General features: G+C 75.9%; 23 protein-coding genes and 1 pseudogene. 15 read left to right on the top strand and 9 right to left on the bottom strand.

Annotated features, from left to right (window positions below; translation table 11 throughout):
* Window positions 1–60: 60 nt before the first annotated feature.
* The 3 genes from OO57_RS06140 (at window position 61) to OO57_RS06150 (ending at window position 2,162) form a co-directional block, all read left to right on the top strand.
* The gene (locus OO57_RS06140) at window positions 61–735 is read left to right on the top strand and encodes a sugar transferase (protein WP_033251256.1); all 675 of its coding nucleotides are present in this window, start codon (window positions 61–63) and stop codon (window positions 733–735) included.
* 182 nt (window positions 736–917) lie between these two features.
* Window positions 918–1,517 (top strand): NeuD/PglB/VioB family sugar acetyltransferase, encoded by a 600-nt coding sequence (locus tag OO57_RS06145; protein ID WP_033251257.1) that lies wholly within the window; start codon window positions 918–920, stop codon window positions 1,515–1,517.
* Between the two features lie 162 nt (window positions 1,518–1,679).
* Entirely contained in the window at window positions 1,680–2,162 is a 483-nt protein-coding gene (locus tag OO57_RS06150; protein WP_033251258.1) for an NUDIX hydrolase, read from the top strand.
* A gap of 39 nt (window positions 2,163–2,201) precedes the next feature.
* Here the strand turns inward: OO57_RS06150 and OO57_RS06155 are convergent, their stop codons facing one another.
* Together OO57_RS06155 and OO57_RS06160 are read right to left on the bottom strand one after the other, a co-directional pair.
* Window positions 2,202–3,131 carry an NAD-dependent epimerase/dehydratase family protein gene (locus OO57_RS06155; protein ID WP_033251259.1) on the bottom strand — a complete coding sequence of 310 codons (930 nt, stop codon included), beginning with the start codon at window positions 3,129–3,131 and terminating at the stop codon, window positions 2,202–2,204.
* A gap of 161 nt (window positions 3,132–3,292) precedes the next feature.
* Complete coding sequence (locus tag OO57_RS06160; protein ID WP_081973487.1) at window positions 3,293–3,835, bottom strand: PTS-dependent dihydroxyacetone kinase phosphotransferase subunit DhaM; 543 nt, start codon at window positions 3,833–3,835, stop codon at window positions 3,293–3,295.
* A 221-nt stretch (window positions 3,836–4,056) separates the two neighbouring features.
* Here OO57_RS06160 and OO57_RS06165 point away from each other — a divergent pair, with 221 nt between their 5' ends.
* The 4 genes from OO57_RS06165 (at window position 4,057) to OO57_RS06175 (ending at window position 6,837) form a co-directional block, all read left to right on the top strand.
* Window positions 4,057–4,329, top strand: coding sequence for a DUF397 domain-containing protein (locus tag OO57_RS06165; RefSeq protein ID WP_051776700.1), 273 nt, complete (start codon window positions 4,057–4,059; stop codon window positions 4,327–4,329).
* 711 nt (window positions 4,330–5,040) lie between these two features.
* Window positions 5,041–5,535: a hypothetical protein gene (locus OO57_RS06170; protein ID WP_033251260.1), complete on the top strand. Its 495-nt coding sequence runs from the start codon at window positions 5,041–5,043 to the stop codon at window positions 5,533–5,535.
* A gap of 4 nt (window positions 5,536–5,539) precedes the next feature.
* Window positions 5,540–5,620 (top strand): putative leader peptide, encoded by an 81-nt coding sequence (locus tag OO57_RS47335; RefSeq protein ID WP_352230377.1) that lies wholly within the window; start codon window positions 5,540–5,542, stop codon window positions 5,618–5,620.
* Between the two features lie 56 nt (window positions 5,621–5,676).
* Entirely contained in the window at window positions 5,677–6,837 is a 1,161-nt protein-coding gene (locus OO57_RS06175) for an acyl-CoA dehydrogenase family protein (RefSeq protein WP_051776702.1), read from the top strand.
* Window positions 6,838–6,840: 3 nt separating this feature from the next.
* Here OO57_RS06175 and OO57_RS06180 read toward each other — a convergent pair whose 3' ends face one another.
* On the bottom strand, window positions 6,841–8,001 hold the full coding sequence (locus OO57_RS06180) for an aminoglycoside phosphotransferase family protein (protein ID WP_051776704.1): 1,161 nt from the start codon (window positions 7,999–8,001) through the stop codon (window positions 6,841–6,843).
* Window positions 8,002–8,446: 445 nt separating this feature from the next.
* Here OO57_RS06180 and OO57_RS06185 point away from each other — a divergent pair, with 445 nt between their 5' ends.
* From OO57_RS06185 to OO57_RS44580, 5 genes and pseudogenes are all read left to right on the top strand, one after another.
* Window positions 8,447–9,931 (top strand): hypothetical protein, encoded by a 1,485-nt coding sequence (locus OO57_RS06185; RefSeq protein WP_033251261.1) that lies wholly within the window; start codon window positions 8,447–8,449, stop codon window positions 9,929–9,931.
* Window positions 9,932–10,236: 305 nt separating this feature from the next.
* Window positions 10,237–11,664: a hypothetical protein gene (locus OO57_RS06190; protein ID WP_033251262.1), complete on the top strand. Its 1,428-nt coding sequence runs from the start codon at window positions 10,237–10,239 to the stop codon at window positions 11,662–11,664.
* A gap of 11 nt (window positions 11,665–11,675) precedes the next feature.
* Window positions 11,676–12,419 (top strand): DUF1775 domain-containing protein, encoded by a 744-nt coding sequence (locus tag OO57_RS06195; protein WP_033251316.1) that lies wholly within the window; start codon window positions 11,676–11,678, stop codon window positions 12,417–12,419.
* 73 nt (window positions 12,420–12,492) lie between these two features.
* Window positions 12,493–12,696, top strand: a pseudogene (locus OO57_RS47340) (DUF1877 family protein); the annotation flags it as partial.
* A gap of 46 nt (window positions 12,697–12,742) precedes the next feature.
* Window positions 12,743–12,934 carry a hypothetical protein gene (locus OO57_RS44580; protein WP_033251264.1) on the top strand — a complete coding sequence of 64 codons (192 nt, stop codon included), beginning with the start codon at window positions 12,743–12,745 and terminating at the stop codon, window positions 12,932–12,934.
* 6 nt (window positions 12,935–12,940) lie between these two features.
* Here OO57_RS44580 and OO57_RS44585 read toward each other — a convergent pair whose 3' ends face one another.
* Window positions 12,941–14,293 carry an MFS transporter gene (locus tag OO57_RS44585; protein ID WP_033251265.1) on the bottom strand — a complete coding sequence of 451 codons (1,353 nt, stop codon included), beginning with the start codon at window positions 14,291–14,293 and terminating at the stop codon, window positions 12,941–12,943.
* Window positions 14,294–14,376: 83 nt separating this feature from the next.
* Here OO57_RS44585 and OO57_RS06215 point away from each other — a divergent pair, with 83 nt between their 5' ends.
* Window positions 14,377–15,369: an ArsR/SmtB family transcription factor gene (locus tag OO57_RS06215; protein ID WP_033251266.1), complete on the top strand. Its 993-nt coding sequence runs from the start codon at window positions 14,377–14,379 to the stop codon at window positions 15,367–15,369.
* 54 nt (window positions 15,370–15,423) lie between these two features.
* Here OO57_RS06215 and OO57_RS06220 read toward each other — a convergent pair whose 3' ends face one another.
* The 3 genes from OO57_RS06220 to OO57_RS06230 all read right to left on the bottom strand — a co-directional run bounded on the left by OO57_RS06220 (window position 15,424) and on the right by OO57_RS06230 (window position 17,617).
* Window positions 15,424–15,873: a VOC family protein gene (locus OO57_RS06220; RefSeq protein ID WP_033251267.1), complete on the bottom strand. Its 450-nt coding sequence runs from the start codon at window positions 15,871–15,873 to the stop codon at window positions 15,424–15,426.
* A 138-nt stretch (window positions 15,874–16,011) separates the two neighbouring features.
* Window positions 16,012–16,854 (bottom strand): undecaprenyl-diphosphate phosphatase, encoded by an 843-nt coding sequence (locus tag OO57_RS06225; protein WP_033251317.1) that lies wholly within the window; start codon window positions 16,852–16,854, stop codon window positions 16,012–16,014.
* 178 nt (window positions 16,855–17,032) lie between these two features.
* The gene (locus OO57_RS06230; RefSeq protein WP_033251268.1) at window positions 17,033–17,617 is read right to left on the bottom strand and encodes a GNAT family N-acetyltransferase; all 585 of its coding nucleotides are present in this window, start codon (window positions 17,615–17,617) and stop codon (window positions 17,033–17,035) included.
* 139 nt (window positions 17,618–17,756) lie between these two features.
* Between OO57_RS06230 and OO57_RS06235 the strand changes: the two genes are divergently transcribed.
* Window positions 17,757–18,650 carry an EamA family transporter gene (locus OO57_RS06235; protein ID WP_033251269.1) on the top strand — a complete coding sequence of 298 codons (894 nt, stop codon included), beginning with the start codon at window positions 17,757–17,759 and terminating at the stop codon, window positions 18,648–18,650.
* 27 nt (window positions 18,651–18,677) lie between these two features.
* On the top strand, window positions 18,678–19,358 hold the full coding sequence (locus tag OO57_RS06240) for a B3/4 domain-containing protein (RefSeq protein ID WP_033251270.1): 681 nt from the start codon (window positions 18,678–18,680) through the stop codon (window positions 19,356–19,358).
* A gap of 259 nt (window positions 19,359–19,617) precedes the next feature.
* Here the strand turns inward: OO57_RS06240 and OO57_RS06245 are convergent, their stop codons facing one another.
* Both OO57_RS06245 and OO57_RS45185 read right to left on the bottom strand, forming a co-directional pair.
* Window positions 19,618–20,646 carry a hypothetical protein gene (locus tag OO57_RS06245; RefSeq protein WP_033251271.1) on the bottom strand — a complete coding sequence of 343 codons (1,029 nt, stop codon included), beginning with the start codon at window positions 20,644–20,646 and terminating at the stop codon, window positions 19,618–19,620.
* 281 nt (window positions 20,647–20,927) lie between these two features.
* Entirely contained in the window at window positions 20,928–21,692 is a 765-nt protein-coding gene (locus OO57_RS45185; RefSeq protein ID WP_033251318.1) for a LamB/YcsF family protein, read from the bottom strand.
* Window position 21,693: the final 1 nt, after the last annotated feature.

A 21,693-nucleotide genomic window follows, 5' to 3' on the forward strand; every position in this document is an offset into this window, starting at 1 on the left:
GCGCCCACAACACCACAACCGCCCACAACACCACAACGCACCAACCCAGTTGGGGGAGAAATGAAGCGAGGGGGGGACCTCGCGGTCACCGCGCTGGCCGGGATCATCGCCGTCCCGCTCGGCCTGCTGATCGCCCTCCTGATCCGTGCCACCATGGGCGGACCGGTGATCTTCCGACAGACCCGCTCCGGCCGGCACGGCCAGGAGTTCCGCATCCTCAAGTTCCGCACCATGCGCGACAAGCGCCACGAGGACGAGCCCGACGCCCCGCGCATCACCCGCCTCGGCGCGCTGCTGCGCAAGACCAGCCTGGACGAACTCCCGCAGCTGTGGAACGTCGTCCGCGGCGACATGGGCGTCATCGGCCCCCGTCCAACCCTGCCCGAGCAGGTCGCCCACTACTCCGACCGCCAGCGCGGCCGCCTCGCCCTGCGCCCCGGCCTCACCGGCTGGGCCCAGGTCCGCGGCCGCAACTCCATCACCTGGCCCGAACGCATCGAACTCGACCTCTGGTACATCGAGCACCAGAGCCTCGCCCTCGACCTGCGCATCCTCGCCCTCACCGCGAAGATGCTGCTCCGCCCCACCGGCATCACCGCCGCCGGCGGCGTCAACCCCGGCTTCCCGGTCCCGACCCACGCCGAGGCGCCCGCCCCGGCCACCGCCCGGATCGTGCTGCCCCGACAGGCCACCGCCACCGCCCCCCGGCTCGCCCGGGAGGAGCTGCGCGGCTGAACCAGGCGTAACGATTCGCCGCGATTCCTCGCGATTCCTCGCGGTTCCTCGCGATCCGGCCGGGCAGCAGCGGGCGACCGCAGCCGCCCGGCCGAGTACGTTGCCGGTGGACGGACCACCGGGACGCTCATGAAGGCCCACCGAAGGCCCACTGAAGGCCCACGAAGGACGGAGAACGGCGCATGGTGTGGATCGCGGGCGCGGGCGGGGTCGGCCGGGAGGCGCTGGACGTGGCGCTCGCCGCGGGCGTGGCGGTCTCCGGCTTCCTGGACGACCGGCTGGCCGGGGGAGAGGTGCGCGGCCTGCCCGTCCGCAAGCCCATCGAACTACCGGACGGCGCACCGTACTTGATCGGCATCGCGGACCCGGCGGTACGGGCCCGGCTGGCCGGACTGCTGGACGCGGCGGGCGGACACCCCGTCACCCTGGTCCACCCCCGGGCGATCGTCGCCCCCGAGACCGAACTCGCCCCCGGCTGCCTGGTGATGGGCGGCGCGCACGTCTCCAGCAGCGTCCGGCTCGGCCCGCACAGCCAGGTGCACTACAACGCCACCGTCGGCCACGACACCCGGCTCGGCGCCCGCGTCACCGTCTACCCCGGCGCGAACGTCTCCGGCGCCGTCCACCTCGACGACGACAGCACGGTCGGCTCCGGCGCCGTCGTCCTCCAGGGCCGCACCATCGGCCGCGCCGCCTTCGTGGGTGCCGCCGCCACCGTCACCCACGACGTCCCCCCGGCCACCACCGTCATCGGCACCCCCGCCCGCCCGATCCCCCGCTGACCCACCCCCCTCCACCCGGAGGACATCAACCACCCGCCCCGCTCGATGGGCACGCCGCCCGGCCGCGCGCGCAGCTCTGTCACCACCCCGCCCGGAGGGCGCCCCCGCCCGCCCCGCCCGATCGCACGTCGCCCGGCCGCGCGCAGCGCATAGGCTCGGGGCATGGGAATTCCTGCGTTTCTGGCGGAGCTGCGCGAGGTGGTCGGCCATCGGCAGTTGTGGTTGTCCGGGGTGTCGGCTGTGGTGGTGGACGAGGAGGGGCGGGTGCTGCTGGGGCGGCGGGTCGACACCGGGGGGTGGGCGTTGATCGGCGGCATCATCGACCCGGGTGAGCAGCCCGCGGACACCGTGGTGCGGGAGTGCCTGGAGGAGACCGGTGTGGCGGTGCTGCCCGAGCGGCTGGTCTCGGTGGGGGTCACCCCGGTGATCGAGTACCCGAACGGTGACCGCAGCCAGTACCTCGACCTGGTCTTCCGGTGCCGCCCGCTGTCCGGCGAGGCCCGGGTCAACGACGACGAGTCGCTGGAGGTCGGCTGGTTCCACCCGGACGCGCTGCCCGAGTTGGGCGACCGCGCGCGGGAGCACGTCGCCCGGGCGCTGGCCGGGGAGGAGACGGCGCACTTCGAGTTGTCGGAGCTCCGGTAGGGAACGGGGGCGCGCCCGGCGCGCGCCCCCGCCGCGGGGTCAGAGCGTGCGGAACCACTCCGCGGTGCGCCGCAGGCCCTGCTCCAGCGGGACGGGCACGACCTCCGGGAACAGCTCGCGCAGCCTCGCGTTGTCGGCCTGCGAATCCCGGACGTCCCCCGGCCGCGGGTCGACGTGCTCGGCGGTGACCGGTCGGCCCAGCACCCCGCCCAGCAGGTCGATCAGTTCCAGCAGCGAGGTGCGCGTCCCGAAGGCGAGGTTCACCGGCTCCGCGGAGACGACCCGCCGCAGCACCGCCTCGGTGAGCACCTGGGCGACCGTGCCGACGTAGGTGAAGTCGCGGCTCTGCCGCCCGTCCCCGTGCACCGTCACCGGCCGCCCGGCCAGCGCCGCGTCCAGGAAGGCGGGGACCACGGCCGCGTACGCGTGCCCGGCGGCCTGCAGCGGGCCGAAGACGTTGAAGAAGCGCAGCGGCAGCACGCCCAGGCCGTAGCAGTGGTGGTACGCGCCGAGGTAGGACTCGGTGGCGAGCTTGGAGACCGCGTACGGGCTCATCGGCACCGTGCGCATCGTCTCGCGCTTGGGCAGTTCCCGGTTGGCGCCGTACACCGAGGACGAGGACGCCGCCGCGACGTACAGGCCGCCCGCGCGGCGGGCCGCCTCCAGGACCTCCAGGGTGCCGGTGGCGTTGACCCGGTGGCTGGCCAGCGGGGCGGCGATCGAGCGGGGCACGGACGGCAGCGCCGCCAGGTGCACCACCGCGTCGGCGCCGGTGAACGCGGCGTCCAGCAGGGCCGGGTCGAGGATGCTGCCCTCGAAGAAGGCGACGTCCACCCCCGCCAGGTTGGCCTTGCTGCCGGTGGACAGGTCGTCCACCACCCGGACCTCCGACACCTCCGGACGGGACGTCAGCTCCCTGGCCAGATTGGCCCCGATGAACCCCGCACCGCCGGTGACCACCACACGCATCGACGCGCACCACCCCTCGCTCGGGCCCGGGGACTCCCCCCACCGGGCCGGTGCGGCCGACTCTAGCGGCGGACCGGGGACCGGCGTACGCGAAACCCGCACAGTCGCGACCAAACCAACCCATCGGACACATCTCGGCCGACGGACGGGGGAGCCGCCGGTCAGTGCTTCGGCCGACGCGCGGTCTCCTCCGCCGCGTCCAGCACCGCCGCCAGGTCGCCGCCCGCGGTCGCGGTCGCCACCGCGGCCACCGCGCCCTCCACGAACGGGGCGTCCGCGAAGCGGGTCGGGAAGGGCAGGCCGTGCTCGTCCGCGGCGGCCAGCACGGTCAGCACCGTGCGCACCGGCCCGTCCAGGTCGCACAGCACCGCGACGCCGTGGCCCTGGTCGACCCGGCGGGCCGCCGCGGCCACCAGCACCGCGCTGGTGCCCGGACCGTCCGCGAGCGAGCCGCCCGCCGCCGCGACCGGAGCCGGATCGTCCGCCTCCACCACCGCCAGCGCCAGCGCCCGCACCGCGTCCGCCAGTTCCTGGCTGTGCGACACCAGCACCAGCCCCACCCGCCCGTGCCCGGCCGGCCGGGAGGGCCGCGGCACCGACGGCGCGGGCGCGGTCACCGTGCCCCGCGCGGCCCCCACCGGCGGGGCCGAGGGCGCGGTGGTGATCGGGATGACGTCGGCGCGGCTGCCGTCCCGCTGGTCCATCGGCTGCTCCCGGGTGCGTGGCCTGACTGCTCGTCACCCCATCCTCGCCCCCGCCGGGCCCCGGAGCGGCGCCATTAGCACAGGTGTCGCCGCCGGAGGGCCGGATCGGCCCAGCCGTGCCGTCCGGCGGGCGTGCCGGGGCGATCCGCCGGAACGGGCGGGCGCGGGTGGCTAGGGTGGTGCTCGACCAGAGGAGCGGTTCCCAGCGGGAGGGTGAGCGGATGACGCCGGCAGAGGCGGCCCGGGCGGCGGACGAGCGGCGCAAGATCGAACTGGACGTGAGCGGGGCCGAGTGGCAGTACGCGCCCGGCGAGGAGGAGGGCGTGCAGATCGCCTTCGTCGACGGGTACATCGCGATGCGCAACGGCGCGGAGCCCGACGGCCCGGCGCTGGTCTTCACCCCGGCCGAGTGGCGGGCCTTCGTCCTGGGCGCGCGGGACGGCGAGTTCGACCTGGAGAGCCAGGAGAACCAGGAGCAGCGGGGGAACCGGTAGGCCGGTGGACCCCGGGCCCGCGCGCAGGTGACGAGTGGGCATACGCCGAGGTTACAAAAGAGTTCTGATGGGCCGAATCTTGTTGACTGTTCGACAAGGCTGCCAGCACAGTAAGAGCAGGCAGACGCCGTGCCTACCGCCCCCACGCGGTATAGGCACGGCGCCCGCTTGTGCTGCCCGTCAACGGCGCCGCTGACGGGCTTTCCCGACCCCGGCCGCACAGGATGCGGCAGCCGTCGCAACGGGAGTGGCCTCCCCGGGAAGAGCGACTCCTCGGGTGGGCCGGAGCCCGGATTCCGCACGCCCCCACGCGGCGGTGATCCGGGCAAGGTTCGCGGACGCGACGGCACGGGGCCCCGCGAACCTGGCTCTGGGTGTTATGTGGATGTGGATCTTGCGCACCGATCCCGATGGCGCGTCGACCGCCCGGAGCCGCCGGAATCACCCGCAGGCTCCAGGAACCGTCTAAGGACCATTGAATCAGCAAATGGTGCTTGGAGTTCACACGACCGCGTGCGCAGTGAGGGAATGCGCGCAAGGCACGCTGCGACAAGCCGCCCCCTGTGGATCTCGCCCCGGAGCGGCCGTCGTGCTGAACCGAACGTAGCCCGGACGGTTGCTCAGAGTCAACATTGGTCCCTGAGCGTAGATCTCGGCCTGATCGCGGACCCGCGCACCGGCCCCCGCCCACCGGGCACGTACGATGGGCCCATGTCATTTCTCCGCCGACGCTCCGGACAGCCCGCGGGCCCGGACTTCGACGTACTGGCCATGGATCCGGGCGACTGGCCCGGCGACTTCGGTGCCATGATCCTGGCCGGTCAGGACGGTTCCTGCCAAGGCATTTTCCTGCAGTACGACCTGCTCGGCGGCCGCGGCCCGGCCATGCTGATCGGCAACGTCCCGCAGGAGTCGCCCGCCCGCGAGAGCGAGGACGGCGTGCCGCTGGAGGCCCGCCAGCTGCTCGCCTCGCTGGAGAACGAGGAGGACGTCGAGTTCGTCTCGGCCGAGGACTTCCCGGTCATGCTCGGCGACGACCTGCTGATCGTCCGCAAGGTCAAGGTCACCGAGGAGCGGCTCTACTGCTCCCAGTTCGGCCGCAGCGACGGCGTCCAGGTCACCATCGCCTCCTGGGACCGGCCGATTTCGGACGATCTCTACCAGCTCCTCAAGCCGCTTCCGGCGGAGATGTTCCAGCAGGGCTAGTGGGATGCCCCGGCCGCCGCTGCTGACCCGACGCCTGCACGTGGACCTCCGGCGCACCGCCGGCGCGGCCTGTCCGGCTCCCTGACACACCCAAGTCACGGACGCCCGACACCCACGCCGCCCGGCCCGGAGGCCACCGCCATGACCCGCACCGCAGCGCAGCCGACCGTCCCCGCCACCGCCACCGCGCCGTCCGCGGACCCCGCCGACGGCGCCGTCGAGCGCGCGCTCGCCCGGCTGCCCCGGGTGGTCGACCTGCTCGCGGCCCGCGCCGCCGAGCACGACCGCGACGGCACCTTCCCCTACCAGGGCGTCGAGGCCGTCCACGAGGCCGGACTGCTCACCCTCACCGTCGGCCGCCGCCACGGCGGACCGGGCGCCGGGCTCGCCGACACCGTCCGGGTGCTGGCCCGGCTCGGCCGCGGCGACGCCTCCGTCGCCCTGCTCACCGCGCACACCCTGCTGCACCACGCCGAACAGGCCCGCACCGCGCCCTGGCCCGCCGCGCTCTACCGGCGGCTGCTCACCGAGTCCCGCCGCGGCCCCGCCCTGGTCGGCACCCTGCGCGCCCCGGCCGGACGGCCCCCCGCCGTCACCGCCCACTGGCACGGCAACGCCTGGCGGCTCAGCGGCCGCGCCCCGCACTGCCCCGGCGCCGAAGCGCTCGCCTGGCTGGTCGTCGAGGCCCGCACCGCCGCAGAGCCCGTCGCCGCGGGCCGGCCCCGCACCGGGCTGTTCCTGGTCCGCGCCGACAGCCCCGGCCTGGAGATCGACCCCGCCGCCGACCAGCTCGGCCTGCGCGCCGCCGCCGGACACGACGTCCTGCTGGAGGACGCCCGGATCGGCACCGACGCCGCCCGGCTGCCCCGCGACGCCGCCGGGACCCCCGACCCGGTCGCCGCGGCCTGGCACCAACTCGCGCTCAGCGCCGTCCTGCTGGGCACCGCCCGGGCCGCCCTCGACTGGTCCGCCGGACGCCTCCGCACCGCCGCCGCCACCTACCGCCGCCCGCTCGGCGAGCTCGACGCCGCACTCACCGGCGCCGAGGAGCTCGTCCACGGCCTCGCCGCCCGCACCGACGCCGACCCGGCCGCCGCCACCCGGGCCCCCGCCGTCCAACTGCTCGCCGCCCGCACCGCGGGCGACACCGTGCAGCGGGCCCTCACCCTCACCGGCAGCACCGGCCTCGACCGGCGCCACCCGCTGGAGCGCCACCTGCGCGACACCCTCAGCCTGCGCACCCAGCTCCCCGCCGAGGACGCCGTGCTGGACGCCCTCGGCGGAGCCCTGCTGGGCGGCTGAGGCTCAGCGGGTGCCCACCGCCGCGCGGACCGCGCGGCGGGCCAGCGCCGCGTCGTCGTACAGCCGGCGGATCATGATCCGCTGCTCCTCGCCCGCCCCCGGGACGTCGTGCAGCCGCAGCTCCCGCATCAGCACCAGCACCAGGTTCACCAGGAACGCGTCCCGGGCCAGCGTGCCGCCGGACTGGGCGAGTTGGCTGATCTGGCGGCGGGCCGCGGTGTCGCCCGACAGCACGCTCCACAGCACCGCCAGGTCGTAGCCCGGCAGGTACCAGCCCGCCTGCTCCCAGTCCAGCAGGACCGGGCCGGACGGGGCCAGCAGCACGTTGCCCAGCAGCGCGTCGCCGTGGTTGAGCTGCCACGGCACCGAGGACAGGCCGTGCAGCAGGCCGCGCAGGTCGCCCGCGTCCCGGTCGGTCAGCAGGCCCAGCGAGTGGAACCGGGCGATCTCGGTCTGGTAGTCCATCGGCTTGCCGAACACGTCCGTCGGCGGGCGCCACAGGTTCAGCGTGCGCACCGCGCCCAGCACCGCGCGCACCTCGCCCGGCGTCGGCGCGTTCGCCGGGTGCCGCTCGCGGGCCGCCGGACGGCCCGGCACCCGCTCCAGCACCAGCACGCAGCGGTCGTGGTCCGCCGCCACCAGCCGCGGCAGCCGCACCGGCGGACGGTGCCGCACGAACGCCCGGTACACCGCCACCTCGTGGTGGAAGCGCTCGATCAGCTGCTCCGCCCGCTCCCCGCGCAGCGCCGCCGGCGCCAGGCACTTCGCCACCACCGGGGCCCGGCCGATGGTGCCCGCGATCAGGATGTGCCGACTGCCCTCGCGCAGCACCTGGCGCGGCAGGAACGCCGGACATATCCGCGCGACGTTGGCGAGCACCGCCCGCACCGCCGGGGTCTGCAGCGCGGCCGGGTCCACCCGGTCCACGAACGCCTCCGGGGCCCGGCCCGCGCCGGGACGGCCGAGCCGGCCGGCCTGGTCGACCAGCGGTCGGGTCACCAGGGTGGTGCGCCCGCGCGGGTCGCGCAGCTCGGCGCCGCGCGGTGCGGGCCGGCCCGCACCGGCGGTCGGGGGGCGCAGGGGGGAGCGTGACTGGCGTACGGTCGCGGCGTCCACCCCGGTCGGGGACGACGAACGGGTACCGGTGCTGGCTGTGGAGTACATGGGCTGGTGAGGGTCCTTCCTTGACCGGCGGCACAGCGGAAAGCAGGTGGTGCTGGGAGACGCGCGGGCCCGGATCCGTCCGGGGTCGGGCCGCCGGGCGGGGCGGGGGCGCCGGGCACGGCCGGTGGAGCGCCGGAACCGCCCGCACCCTGGGGAGTGCGACCGCTCCGACGACCACCGCGCCCTGCCCGGCGCCCCCGCGCCACCCGGTCGCGCCACCCCCCGGAACGCTGCTCCCGGACGGCCGCCTGACGTACCGTCGGAGTGGAGTCCGAGCCGGTCGGGGGCCGTTCCGGTGCGAAGCCGGGGTGGCGCATACCTACCTGACACCCGAACGGCACTGGCACACCACGTAGCGCACCCTGGCGAACCATGGCGAATGGTCGCCTGGCATGTGACAGAGCCACTAGGGTCGGGGACCAGCCGAGGATCCTGGGGGCTTCAGTTGAGCAAGGGGCCGAACACCAGACTGGCCGACCACTTCGCCCTGACCGGATGGTCCAAGGGCGAGCTGGCCCGGCTGGTCAACCGGCGGGGTGCCGCGCTGGGCGAGCAGCAGCTGTCCACCGACACCTCCCGGGTCCGGCGCTGGATCGAGCAGGGCGAGATCCCGCGCGACCCGGTGCCGAGGGTGCTGGCCGCCGTGTTCACGGAGCGGCTCGGCCGTGTCGTCACCACCGAGGACCTAGGTCTCGAACGACACCGGCCCACCAGGTCCGGCAGCAGCGCAGCACCGCCGAAGGAGCCCTGGGCACCGGATCGGACGGCCGCGGTCCTCACCGAGTTCACGGGAATGGACCTCATGCTGAACAGACGCGGACTGGTCGGCGCCTCCGCCGCCCTCGCGGCGGGCGCGGTCATCGCCGACAACCTGCACGACTGGCTGACCGGCGGTGCCGTCGCCGAGGCGGCCGCCCGCCCCGGCCCCCGCCAGCTCCCCGCCCAGGGCGGGCCCCGCCCCGTCCTGGACGTCTACGAACCCGGACCGGTCGGCAACGAGGAGGTCGCCGCCCTCGAACGCGCCGTCGAGGTGTTCCGGGCCTGGGACGCCTCGCGCGGCGGCGGGCTCCAGCGCAAGGCCGTGGTCGGCCAGCTCAACGAGGTCGGCGGCCTGCTCACCCACGGCCACCCGCCCGCGCTGGAGCGCCGGCTGTGGACGGTCGCCGCCAACCTCGCCGTGCTGGCCGGCTGGATGTCCCACGACGTCGGCCTCGAACCCACCGCCCAGCGCTACTTCGTGATCGCCGCGCAGGCCGCCCGGGAGGCCGACGACCGCCCCCGGGCCGGGGAGGCGATCTCCCGCGCCGCCCGCCAGATGCTCCACCTCGGCCGGGCCGACGACGCCCTCGAACTCATGCAGCTCGCCCACGCCAGCGCCGGGCCCGAGGACGGCACCCAGCCGCGCACCCGGGCCATGCTGCACACCGTCGAAGCCTGGGCGCAGGCCTCGCTCGGCCGCTCCGAGGCCACCCGCCGGGTGCTCGGCGAGGCCGAGGAGCTCTTCGTCCAGGACACCGCCGAACCCGCCCCCAGCTGGATGCAGCTGTTCAACGAGGCCGAACTGCACGGCATGCAGGCCCTGGTCTACCGCACCCTCGCCGAGCACGACCCCGGCGCCGTCCCGCTCGCCCTCCGGCACGCCCAGACCGCGATCCGGCTGCGCCAGGCCACCGGCCGGGAGCGCTCCGCGCTGCTCGACCGGATCAACCTGGCCTCCATCCACTGGATCTCCGGCGAACCCGACGAGGCCCAGGTGCAGGCCAAGCTCGCCCTCGCCTCGATCAACCACACCTCCTCCAAGCGCACCTGGGACCGGCTGCGCGAGATGTACCGCCTCTCCACCCGCTACCAGGGTCTGCCCGCGGTCGCCGAGCTCCGGGAGCAGATCCACGCGGCCCTCCCCGCACCGCGCGGCCCCCGGACGGTCTGACGGCCCCGGACGGCCCCGGACGGCCCCGGACGGTCTGACGCCCCGTCGGCCCGCGGTGCTTTCCGCGCCGCGGGCCGATCCGATTCGCGCCCGAACGAACGTCCCATTGCGGAAGGGGCCGATCCGGTACGGACGGACCCGGTTCGGTACGGTTCAGCTGCGGGAATCCGTTGCCCTGTGTGCAGATCGGCCACCCAGGCGGTAACCTTCGGTGATTCCGGCGCCCGGGCGCCTGAGCTGTGCCAACCGACCCCGGCGACGGAAATCCCGTTGCCACGACGACCGCCGCAACGGATGCTGACCTCATGTTCGAGCCAGTGATAGCGCCCAGCGCCAGCCTCCTCGGCCTCCTCCAGAGAGGTCGCGGAGACGGGCAGCTGCATGCGTTGGCCGCCGACCGCGACGAGGCGATCGCCGCCGTCGAGACCTGCGTCACCAACGACCCACGCGCCGACTGGCAGGTCGAGAACCGCTCCCTGTACTACGCCCGCCTCTACATGGAGCTCGAAGCCCCCCTCACCGGCATCGAGCTCCACCTGCACTCGCCCGAGGACAGCCTCGACACCGACGAGGCCCGCACCGGCCTCGCCCTCGCCGTCCTGGGCCACCTCGCCGGCTACGGCCGCCGCGACGCCCTCGACCTGCTGCGCGCCTACACCACCACCGGAACCAACTGGGCCTGGGCCCTCGACGAGCTCGCCCTGCGCGACACCGACGAGGCCCTGCTCGCCCTCGCCCCCGCCGTCCTCGGCCGCTTCCCGGCCGACCCGGAGGGCGAGGCCGACCTGCGCGAGACCATCCGCGCCGCGTACGAGCCGCGGGTCTGGCGGCTCTGGGCCGCGCACCACCCGCGGGTCGCCGCCGCCAGCGAGCAGTCACCGTTCGACCTGTGGCAACGGCAGCTGAACCGCCCCGGCGTCACCCCCGGCTGGTCCACCGCCGACGTGCTCGCCTGGGCCGACCAGGGCGACAGCGCCGCCCCCGACGCCCTCGCCCGCCGCGCCGCCGCGGCCGCCCGCTGCCTCACCGCCGTCGTCCGCCCCGAGGACGCGCCGCTGCTGCACGACGCCGCCGCGCACGGACCGGCCGGCGCCCGCTGCGCCGCGCTCCGGCACCTCGTCGAGCAGCGCGACCCGGCCGCCGCCGCCCTGATCGAGACCGCCGCCGCGGACCTGGACCACCGGGTGGTCCGCGCCTCGCTGGAGCTGCTCGGCCGGATGCGAGGTCCCGAGGCGCTCGCGCACGCCCGCCGCTGGGCCGACCCGGCGACCGGCGGCGCGGACAGCGCCCTCGCCCAGGCCGCCGTCCGCCTCCTCGCCGACGCGGGCGAACCCGGCGACGCCCCGCTGGTCGTCGCCGGACTGCACCAGTGGATCTCGCTGAACGGCGTCACCGGCGCCGCCCTCGGCAGCCTGGTCGACGGCGTCGGCCGCCTGCACGCCACCGCCGCCGTCCCCGCCCTGCGGCACGTCTACGGCGAGGCCGCCTCCTCCGAGCTGCGCGGCCGCGCCGCCCAGGCGCTCGCCGTCACCGACCCCAACTTCGGGGCCGGACCGGCCGTCGAGTGCCTGTGGGACTGCGAGGAGTCCACCCGCGAGCTCGCCGCCACCCACGTCACCACCACCGGCGACGTCCGCGTCCTCGAACGCCTGCGCCGGCTCGCCGCCGACCCGGCCGAGGAGGCCGAGGTGCACGCCGCCGTCCGCGGCCGCCTGACGGCGCGCGACCGGTAGGCTTGCCGGTCATGCAGCGATCACGAGCGCCCCGCCGGTCCCTGGTGCCCGCCGCCCTCGCGCTGGGCCTGGTGCTCGGCGCCGCCGGGGTCGCGGCCGCGCACGTCGAGGTCGACTCCCCGACCGCGCAGGCCCTCGCGGTCGACGCCCGGGTCGCCTTCTCCGCCGAGGGCGAGTCCTCCACGGCGGGCATCGCCGACGTCAAGGTCGTGCTGCCCGGCGGGCTCGCCCCCGGCGACGTCACCCTGGTCGCGGCCCCCGACGGCTGGGCGCTCACGCCCACCGCCGACGGCTACGCGGTGGCCGGGCCGGCCCTCGCGCCCGGCGCGGCCGCCGAGTGGACGGTCGAGGTCCGGCAGCTGCCCGACACCGACTCGCTGGTCTTCAAGACCCTGGTCGACTACTCCGACGGCCACACCGACCGCTGGATCGAGCTCCCGCAGAACGGCAGCAAGCCGGAGCACCCCGCCCCCACGCTCGCCCTGCGCCCGGCCGCCCCCGGCGCGACCCCGCTCCCGGCGGCCGACGCGTCCCCCTCTTCCTCCGCCTCTTCCTCCGCTCCGGCTTCCGCACCGGCGTCCGCGAGTGCGCCGACGAGCCCGTCCGCCGTGCCGTCCGTGGCGGCCGTGGCCCCGAAGGACGACGCGGACGGCGCCGGCACCACCGCGGTCGTGCTCGGCAGCGTCGCGGGCGTCGCCGTCCTCGGCACGCTGGTCGCCCTGGTGCTGCGCCGCCGGAAGTCGCCCTCCGCCTGAGCCGTCGGCGGGGGCTGCCGGGATCCCCGCCCGTGAGCGTCATCGGCAGCTACCTGCGGCGGGCCCCGCCGAGATCGTCCGGGTCCGCGAAGAGCCCGGCCGGGCGCGTGAGTTCAGGACCGAGCAGGCCGCGGAGGAGCGCCTGCGCGACCCGGCCGAACTGCGCTTCCACGACACCGGCAAGGCCTGGGCGGGCCTGGCCCGCCTGCTCGCCCGGCACGGCCTGCCGACCGTGGTGGTCCACGGCGGCGAGCCCCTGCCCGGGGACGAGGACCGGGGCTGCGGCCCGCCCCTCCCGCTGGCCGGGCCTGGTCGCGGACGCGGTGCGGCAGCTCGCGGACCGCCCCTTCGACGCGCTGGCCGACGGGCTCGCCCCCGCCGAGGGCCACCCCACCGGGCTCCGGGCCCGGGGCCCGTCCGCCTTCGAACACCTCGCCGCCCACCACGCGGCCCTGCTGCGCCACCTCACCCGCACCGCCCGCCACCGGCACGGGCTGCTGCTCCGGTGCTCCTGACCGCGCTCAGGCCGGGGCCGCGGCGTGCGGGAGGCGGCGGACGGCGGGGGAGAGCAGCGGGAGCAGGACGAGGGCGGCCTGGGCCCTCGCGGCGGCGGTGGCCACGGCGGGGGCGCCGAAGCGGGCGGTGAGCGGGCCGCAGGCGAGCTGGCCGAGCGGGATCGCCAGGTAGGCGAGGACGTCGGCGTCGGCCGAGACCCGGGACAGGACCTCGTTCGGCAGGTGCTCCTGGAGCGAGGTGTCCCAGGCGGTGGCGGACAGCGCCAGGCCCAGGCCGGAGGCGAACGCCGCGGCCAGCAGCCAGGGGACGGGGGCGGGCCGGCCGAGGGCGAGCAGCGGCAGCGGGAGCAGCAGCCCGGCGAGCTGGCCGGTGGCGAGCAGGCGGCGGGGCGCCAGGCGGTAGGCGGCGGCGTCCGCGAGCAGCAGCCCGGCGCCGCGGGCGGCGAGCAGGGCGCCCCACAGCGCCGGCCCGGCCAGCGCCGGGCCCAGGACCTGCCAGGGGCCGACCAGCAGCAGGTTGGTGGCGCAGCAGGACCAGGTGGTCCACCAGATCCAGCGGGTGTGGCGGAGGACCGTCCAGCCCTCGCGCAGTTCGCGCCGGAGCGCGGTGGGCGCGGTGGGCGCGGCGGGCGTGGTGGGTGCGGCGGGCGTGGTGGGCGTGGTGGGTGCGGCGGGTGCGGCGGGCGTGGTGGGTGTGGTGGGCGTGGTGGGCGCGGCGGGCGTGGTGGGTGCGGTGGGCGTGGTGGGTGCGGCGGGTGCGGTGGGTGCGGCGGGTGCGGGACGGCGGGCCGGGAGGCGGGCGAGCAGGTGCGCGGCGGGCAGGTAGCTCGCCGCGTCGAGGGCGACCGCCCAGCCGGGCCCGGCTCCGGCGACCAGCAGTCCGGCCAGGGGCGGGCCGAGCAGTTTCCCGGCGTTGGCGGTGAGGCCCAGCAGGGCGTTCGCGGGCCGGAGCTGCCCGGGCGGGACGAGTTCGGGCAGGACGCCGCGCAGCGCGGGCGAGGTGAAGGCCGTGAGCGCGCCGTTGCAGAACTCCAGGGCGGCGAACGCCCCGAGCGCGTAGTGGCCGGTGAGCAGCAGGACGGCGGCCGCGCCCTGGCTGAGGCCCGCGCCGAGGTGGGTGGCCACCAGGACGGTGCGCCGGGGCAGCCGGTCGGCGACCGCGCCGCCGAGCAGCACCAGGCCCAGCAGCGGCACCGTCCGGACGGCGAGGACGGCACCCAGGTCGGCGGCCCGTCCGGCGGAGGCGTCCAGGACGGCGAAGGCCAGCGCGACCGGGGCCATCGCGCCGCCCAGCTGGGAGACCGCCCGGCCCAGGAGGAAGCGGCGGAAAGCGGAGTGGTGAAGGAGTGGTGGAAGCACCCGCAGAGTGTGGGAGCCCGCGCGCCGCGGCCTCTATCGTTTCGGGGTCCGCCGAAAGGCGGCCGGGGAGGGGAGGGGGCGCGGTGGTCGTGCTGCGGCTGGACTCGTCGGCGCTGTCGCGCTCGCGGTTCGCGCTGTCGCCGTTCGCGGAGACGCTGGCGGCGGTCGTCCAACTGGCCCGTCCGCACACCGAGCCGTGGGCCGCGGCCTGGTGGGAGCGACACCGTCCGGCGTTCCTGGCCCGGCTGGCGGCGGACGGGTACGCGCGGGGGCTGGTGGAGCTGGTCGCGGCGACCAAGTACCTGCCGGACCACCTGACGCTGCCGCCGGGCGGCGGCATGGGCACCACGCTGGAGTCCGAACTCGCCGCGGTGGCGCGGGTGCCGGACGAGGTGGCGGAGGCGGGGCTGCGCACCTCGCAGGCGCACGCCTGGGCGGGCCAGCGGCTGGACCGGCTCACCGGTCGCGGTCACGGCGCCCGCGCCGCCGCGCTGTTCCGCGAGGTCTGGGACGCGCACCTGGCCGCGGACTGGCCCGCCCGGCGGGCGGCCCTGCAGCGCGACGTCACCCACCGGGCCGGGCTGCTGGCCGCGCACGGCTGGCCGCGGGCCCTGCACCTGATGAACCGGAGCAGCGGGTGGGTCGGCGCGGACGCGATCCGGTTCAGCGACCGCCCCGGGCCGGACCGGCGGGTCGGGCCGGACGGGATGCTGTTCGTCCCGGTCACGGCGCAGCGCAGCTCCTGGCTGTGCGAGGCGCCGGGCCGCCCGTTCGCGATGGTGTACCCGGCGCGCGGGACGGGGGAGGACGGCAGCGGCGGCAGCCGGGCGGGGGACGGCCGGGCGCTGGCCCGGCTGCTCGGCAGCGGGCGGGCGCAGATCCTGCGGAACCTGGAGACCCCCGCCACCACCAGCGAACTCGCCCTGCTGCTGGCCCAGTCGGTGGGCACGGTCGGCGGGCACCTGGCGATCCTGCGCGACAGCGGCCTGGTCGGCCGGACCAGGGTGGGCCGCCGGGTGCTCTACCACCGCACGGAGCTGGGCGACCGGCTGGCGGCGGGCCCGGACGTCCGCTGAGGGACCGCCGCCGCGCGGTGCCCGGTGTGCGCCGCCCGCCGCCCGGTGCTCGGGTCAGGCGACGCAGAACTCGTTGCCCTCGGGGTCGCGCATCACCCACCAGTGGCCGATCGGGCCCTGGTTCTGCTCCTCGACCCGGGTGGCGCCGAGCTTCTCCAACCGGGCGACCACGGCGTCGAGTTCGCCGCCGGAGTGGACGTCGATGTGCAGCCGGTTCTTGCCCTGCTTGGCCTCGGGGACGTCCTGGAAGAGGATCCGGCGGCCCTTGCCGATGCCGCTCGCCGGGTCGTACGGGTCCTCGGGGTGGCGGACGGCCGAGTAGCCGCGGAACAGCTTGCGGCCCCCGCGTTCGTGGATCGCGGCGGCGGGGAGCCGACCGGCGGCGAGCAGGTCGTCGATCAGTGCGGTCGGGTCCTCGACCTCGTACTCGAGGGCGGCGGCCCAGAACTCGGCGAGTGCGGCGGAGTCCCGGCTGTCCACGACCAGTTTCCAAGTGAGCGTCATGCCAAGGGATTTAATCGCACGTCAGATCGAGCGGCAACGATCTTCGGCCACCCGGTGTGTCGCCCCGGACCGCCCCGTCCCGTGGGGCGGCGCGGGGGTGGTTCGGGGGTGGTCCGGGGCGGTGCGGGGCCGTGCGGGTCAGTGCGCGGCGCCCGCGTTCGGGTCGAGGGTGCCGGCGCTGACCAGCACGATGATGGTGATGCCGAGCAGGATCCGGTAGACCACGAACGGCGTGAAGCTGTTGTGCGAGATGTACTTCAGGAACCAGGCGATCGCCGCGTAGCCGACCGCGAAGGCGATCAGGGTGGCCAGGACGGTCGGCCCCCAGTCGGGCGCCGGGCCGTCGCCGATCTTGAGCAGCTCCAGGCCGCCGGAGGCCAGCACGGCGGGGATGGCGAGCAGGAAGGAGTAGCGGGCGGCCGCCTCCCGGCTGTAGCCGAGGAACAGGCCCGCACTGATCGTGCCGCCGGAGCGGGAGACGCCCGGGATCAGTGCCAGCGACTGGGCGCCGCCGTAGACCAGCGCGTGCTTGAAGCTCAGCGAGCTGATCGGCCGGGCGTTGCGGACGGCGCGGGAGCGGTCGGCGACCGCCAGGACGACGCCGAACACGATCAGCGTGGTGCCGATCAGGCGCAGGTCGCGCAGGGTGGTCTCGATGGTGTCCTGGAACAGCTTGCCGAGGATGCCGATCGGCAGCGTGCCGGCGATCACGTACCAGCCGAGCCTGGCGTTCTGGTCGCGCCGCCACTCGGCGCGGAACAGCGACAGCGTCCAGGCCTTGACGATCGCGCCGATGTCCTTGCGGAAGTAGAGCAGCACCGCGGACTCGGTGCCCAGCTGCGTCACCGCCGTGAACGCCGCGCCCGGGTCGTCCCAGCCGACCAGGGCCGAGAACACCCGCAGGTGGGCGCTGGAGGAGACCGGCAGGAACTCGGTCAGGCCCTGCACCAGGCCGAGCACGGCCGCGTGGAACCAGTCGATCACCGGACACCCGCCGCGGATATCTCTCGGGGGTTCAGCATGGCGGTTTCCTGTTCGCTCGTGGGGTGGTCCGGCGGCCGGGCGCTGTCCGGTGCGGGCAGATGATAGGGGGTCCGGATGTACTGAAGATCGCAAAGGTGCAATGCCTGACGAACCGGACCATCCGCACCGACGGGCGTCAGGGTGCGGCGGTCGCCCACTCGGCGCGGGTCAGCGCATGGACCACGTCGCCGTGCTCGCTGCCCGGGATCGGGTCCGGCCAGTCGAGGAAGAACGTCCGGACGCGGCGCAGGCCGACCCGTTCCAGGACGCGGCGGGAGGCCGCGTTCACCGTCATCGTGGTGGCCACCACCCGCTCGGCCCGCAGCTCCGCGAACGCGGCGCCGACCAGCGCGGCCGCCGCCCCGGTGGCGTACCCGCGGCCCCGGGCGGCGGGCAGCAGGCGGTAGCCCAGCTCCAGGCTCCCGGCCGCCAGCTCCGGGCCCGCCAGGCCGACCGAGGACGGCGGGCGCAGCGCCGCCCACCCCAGGAAGCGGCCCTCCGCCTCCAGCGCCCAGCAGCCCAGCCCGTCCGGCAGCTCCGCGTACTCGCGCAGCAGGCCGGGCAGCACCTCGTCCGCGACCCGGTCGGGCGGGACGGGGCGGCCGTCGTCGATGTACCGCATCACCTCCGGGTCGCCGCACAGGGCGGTGACGGCGGGCAGGTCGGCGGGGGAGAAGCGGCGCAGCGCGAGGCGGTCGGTGCGCAGGCGGAAGGCGGTCATCGGGCGAGCAGAACACCGCGGGGAGCGGGCGGCAAGCGGTTTCCGGGGCGGGAATGCGAGCGGCGATCATTCTGTTGGCCTGGTTCGTTCACTCTGTTGTACCGTTCGAGTGGTTCCGCCTCACCTCCCGGGAAGTGCCATGATCGCCCTGCTGCTCGCCCTCGGCAGTTCCCTCGCCTACGGCTGCGCCGACTTCCTCGGCGGCCTCGGCGCCCGCCGCGCGCACGTGCTGCGCACCGTGCTGGTCGCCGCGCCCGCCAGCCTGGCCGTCGAACTGCTGCTCTGGCCGCTGCTCGGCGCCCGCTTCGAGCCCGGGGCGGTCGGCTGGGGCGCGGCCTCCGGGGCGGCCTCGGCCGCGGCGTTCGCGCTGCTGTACCGGACGCTGGCGATCGGCCCGATGAACGTGCTCTCGCCGGTGACGGCGCTGGTCTCGGCGATGCTGCCGGTCGCCGTCGGCCTGCTGCAGGGCGAGCGGCTGGGGGCGGCCGGGCTGCTCGGGCTGCCGCTGGCGCTGTTCGCGGTGGTACTGGTGAGCGCGGGGCCGGGCGGCGGGCAGGACGACGGCGGCGACGGCGGTAACGGTGGTGGCGACGGCGGTGGCGGCGGTGGTCGGGCGCGGGCGAGTCGTCGCGCGCTACTGCTGGCGCTCGGCGCGGGCACCGCGATCGCCGTCCAACTGGTCTGCCTGCACCAGGCGCCGTCCGGCAGCGGCGTCGCCCCGCTGATCGTCGGCCGGGCCGTCACCTCCGCACTGACCCTGACCGCCGTCCTCCTGTGGCGCCGCCGACTCGGCCCCGAGCGCCCCGCGTACGGCCTGGCGGCCACCGCCGGGGCGCTCGACTCGCTGGCCGGGGTGCTGTTCCTGCTGGCCGCGCGCAGCGGCGACCTGGCCGTGGTCGCGGTGGTCACCGCGCTCTACCCGACCGGCACGGTGCTGCTGGCCCGCACCGTCCTCGCCGAGCGCGTCCACCGCGGCCAGCTGGCCGGCCTCGGCGCGGCCGCCCTCGCGGTCGGCCTGCTGGCCCTGGCCTGACACCCCCGCCCGAAAGGAACCCCTCCCGTGCCCGACCTGCACCTCCACCCCGCCGTCGCCGCGGCCTTCCCCGCCGCCCGGATCGCCGTCCTCACCGCCCGCGGCGTCCGCGGCACCACCGGTCCGTGGCCCGCCACCGAGGCCGCGCTCGCCCGCCTGGAGGCCGAACTCGCCGACGGCGACTGGCACCCCGCCGACGAGCACGACCCGCGGATCGCCGCCTGGCACGCCGCGTACCGCGCCTTCGGCACCAATCCGCGCCGCGTCCGCCCCAGCGCGGACGCGCTCGGCCGCCGCCTCGCCAAGCAGGGCGCGCTGCCCCGGATCAACCCCGCCGTCGACTCCTACAACGCGGTCTCCGTCCGGCACGCCCTGCCCGCCGGGGCGTTCGACCTGGCCGCGGTCGACGGCCCGATCGAGGTCCGCTTCGCCGACGGCGGCGAGGAGTTCACCCCGCTCGGCGAGCCCGGCACCGTCGAGCGCCCCAGGCCCGGCGAGGTGGTCTACGCGGACGCGGCGGGCGTCCTCACCCGCCACTGGAACCACCGCGACGCCCACCGCACCCGCGTCACCGAGCACGCCACCGACGTGCTGTTCGTCCTGGAGACCATGGGCGGTGACGGACCGGAACTCGACACCGCCGCCGAGGAGTTGAGCACCCTGCTGGCGCCGCACAGCGAGAGCGTGACGGTGCGGCGGCTGGGCTGAGACGTCACGCCGGGGCGGGCGCGGGGTGCCCGGCCGGCCAGGGTTCCACCGCGCGCCGCACGGCCGCGGCCGTCCAGGCGCGGACGGGTCCGTTGCCGAGCCGTTGGTGGCAACTCCCCTCGTGCTCCGGTGCGTTCAGCTTCACCGCGACAGCAGCGGTCAAGCCGGGTGGTGGGTCGGGCGGCGGGTCGGGGCGGCCCAGGGCGGCGGCCGGGTCGACCCCGGATCGCCTCCAGGGTCGTCAGGTGGGGCGGCAGGTTCACCGGCCCGCTGTTCCGGTCAACTCGGCTTCCCGCTCCGGGTGTTGGGTCATCCAGGTCTCCACTGCGCGCTGGACGGCCGTGGCGGTGCGGGCGTGGACCGGGTGGTTGGCGAGTACGTCGCGGATGCAGCCCTCGTAGTGGGGGTCGTCGAGCTTCACCGAGACGACGGCGGTCAGTTCGGGCGGCAGGTCGGGGCGGTGCAGGGCCGCGGCCAGGCCGTCCCGGAAGCCTTGCAGGTGGGTGCCCTCGCCGGTGCGGCGGCTGTTGGCGTAGCCGCGGACGCCGCCGTGGCCGGTCCAGGAGAGGGCGACGTCGAGGGTGCCGCCCATCTCCTCGTCGGTGGTGGTGAGGCCGAGGGTGTCGGCGGGGTCGCCGCCGAGGTGGGTGGTGAAGTCGCGCAGTCCGGCGGGGTGGTGGAAGCGTTCGGTGCGGGGCGGGGTGGTGCGTTCGTCGGTGAGGGTGATGTCCAGTTCGCGGTTGAGGAAGGCGAGTTCGTGCAGGCGCCCGGCGACGGTGTCGTGGTCGAACGACAGCGTCTCGAAGACCTCGGGGTCGGGGTGGAAGGTGATCACCGTGCCGGTGCGGTCGGTCGGACCGGTCTCGGTCGGCCCGGTCAGCAACTCGCCGCGGGCGTAGGCGTGGTGGACCGTCACGCCGTCGCGGTGCTCCACCGCGGTCAGTCGGACGGAGAGGGCGTTGACGACGAAGAGGCCGACGGCGAAGAAGGAGACGCTGATCCGGGAGCCGTGCGGACGCGGGGGCGTCCAGCAGGTGGTCAGGCGCTGCGGCAGCTCGTCCTCGGGACGGCCGTCGTGGGCGATCCGCGCGCCGCCGTCGGCGGTCAGGGTGACGTCGAGGCGGCTCGCCAGGCCCAGCAGTACGGCATCCGCGGCCGGGTCCAGCGCCTCGTACAGCAGGTGGTGCAGCCCGCGTTCGCCGGTCGAGCCGATGTACATCCCGGGCCGCTTCCGGACGGCCTCCAGTCCTTCCAGCACCTGGATGTGCGCAGCGCTGTACTCGGTCATCACGTGTCCCCTCCGGCGGTGGTCCGCAGTGCCGCCAACCCTAGGGGAAAAACGGGAAAACGCCAGGTCAGGGGCTATGTGGCGAGGGCATGTGCGGCCCGCGACGGGGGGTTTCGGCGGGGGGTGGCCGCCACGCACCGGGAGGTGGGGGCCAGGGGTGCGGCGGGGCGGCGGAGGGCCGGGGAGGGGCCTTTCCGGGCGGCGGGGGGAGCGGGAATTCCGGGAATTTTCCGGGGGACGGCGGCGGGGCGCGACGGGGAGGTGACGGGGCGTCGGGAGGCTCAGGTGAAGGCCTCGACGCGGACGCCCGCGGAGGCGAGCGCGCCCCGTACCCGCCAGGCGAGTTGCGCGGCGCCCGGGGTGTCGCCGTGGACGCAGAGGGAGCGGGCCCGGACGGTGATGGGCTCGCCGCCGACGGCGGTGACGGTGGCGTCGCGGGCGATGCCGACGGCGCGGGCGATCACGGCCTCGGGGTCGTGGACGACGGCGTCCGGCTCGCGGCGCGGGACGAGGGTGCCGGTCCAGGTGTAGGCGCGGTCGGCGAACGCCTCGGTGACGACGGGCAGTCCGACGCCCTCGGCGACCGCCAGCAGCCGGGAGCCGGGCAGGCCGAGCAGCGGCAGCGGGCCGTCGCAGACCGCACCGGCCCGCAGCACGCCCGAGACCACCGCCTCCGCCTGCTCGTTGTCGTGCACCACCCGGTTGTAGAGCGCGCCGTGCGGCTTGACGTAGGAGACCCGGGAGCCCGCCGCGCGGGCGAACACCTGGAGCGCGCCGATCTGGTAGGCGATCTCGTCGGCGAGCTCCTCCGGCGGGACGTCCATGGCGCGGCGGCCGAACCCGGCGAGGTCGCGGTAGGAGACCTGGGCGCCGATCCGCACCCCGCGCTCGGCGGCCAGCGAGCAGACCCGGCGCATCGTGGACGGGTCGCCCGCGTGGAAGCCGCAGGCGACGTTCGCGCTGGTGACCACGGAGAGCAGGGCCTCGTCGTCGGTCAGGCTCCAGCGTCCGAAGCCCTCGCCGAGGTCCGCATTGAGATCGATCACC

The sequence above is a fragment of the Kitasatospora phosalacinea genome (assembly GCF_000717185.1).
GTDB classification, from domain to species: Bacteria; Actinomycetota; Actinomycetes; order Streptomycetales; family Streptomycetaceae; genus Kitasatospora; species Kitasatospora phosalacinea_A.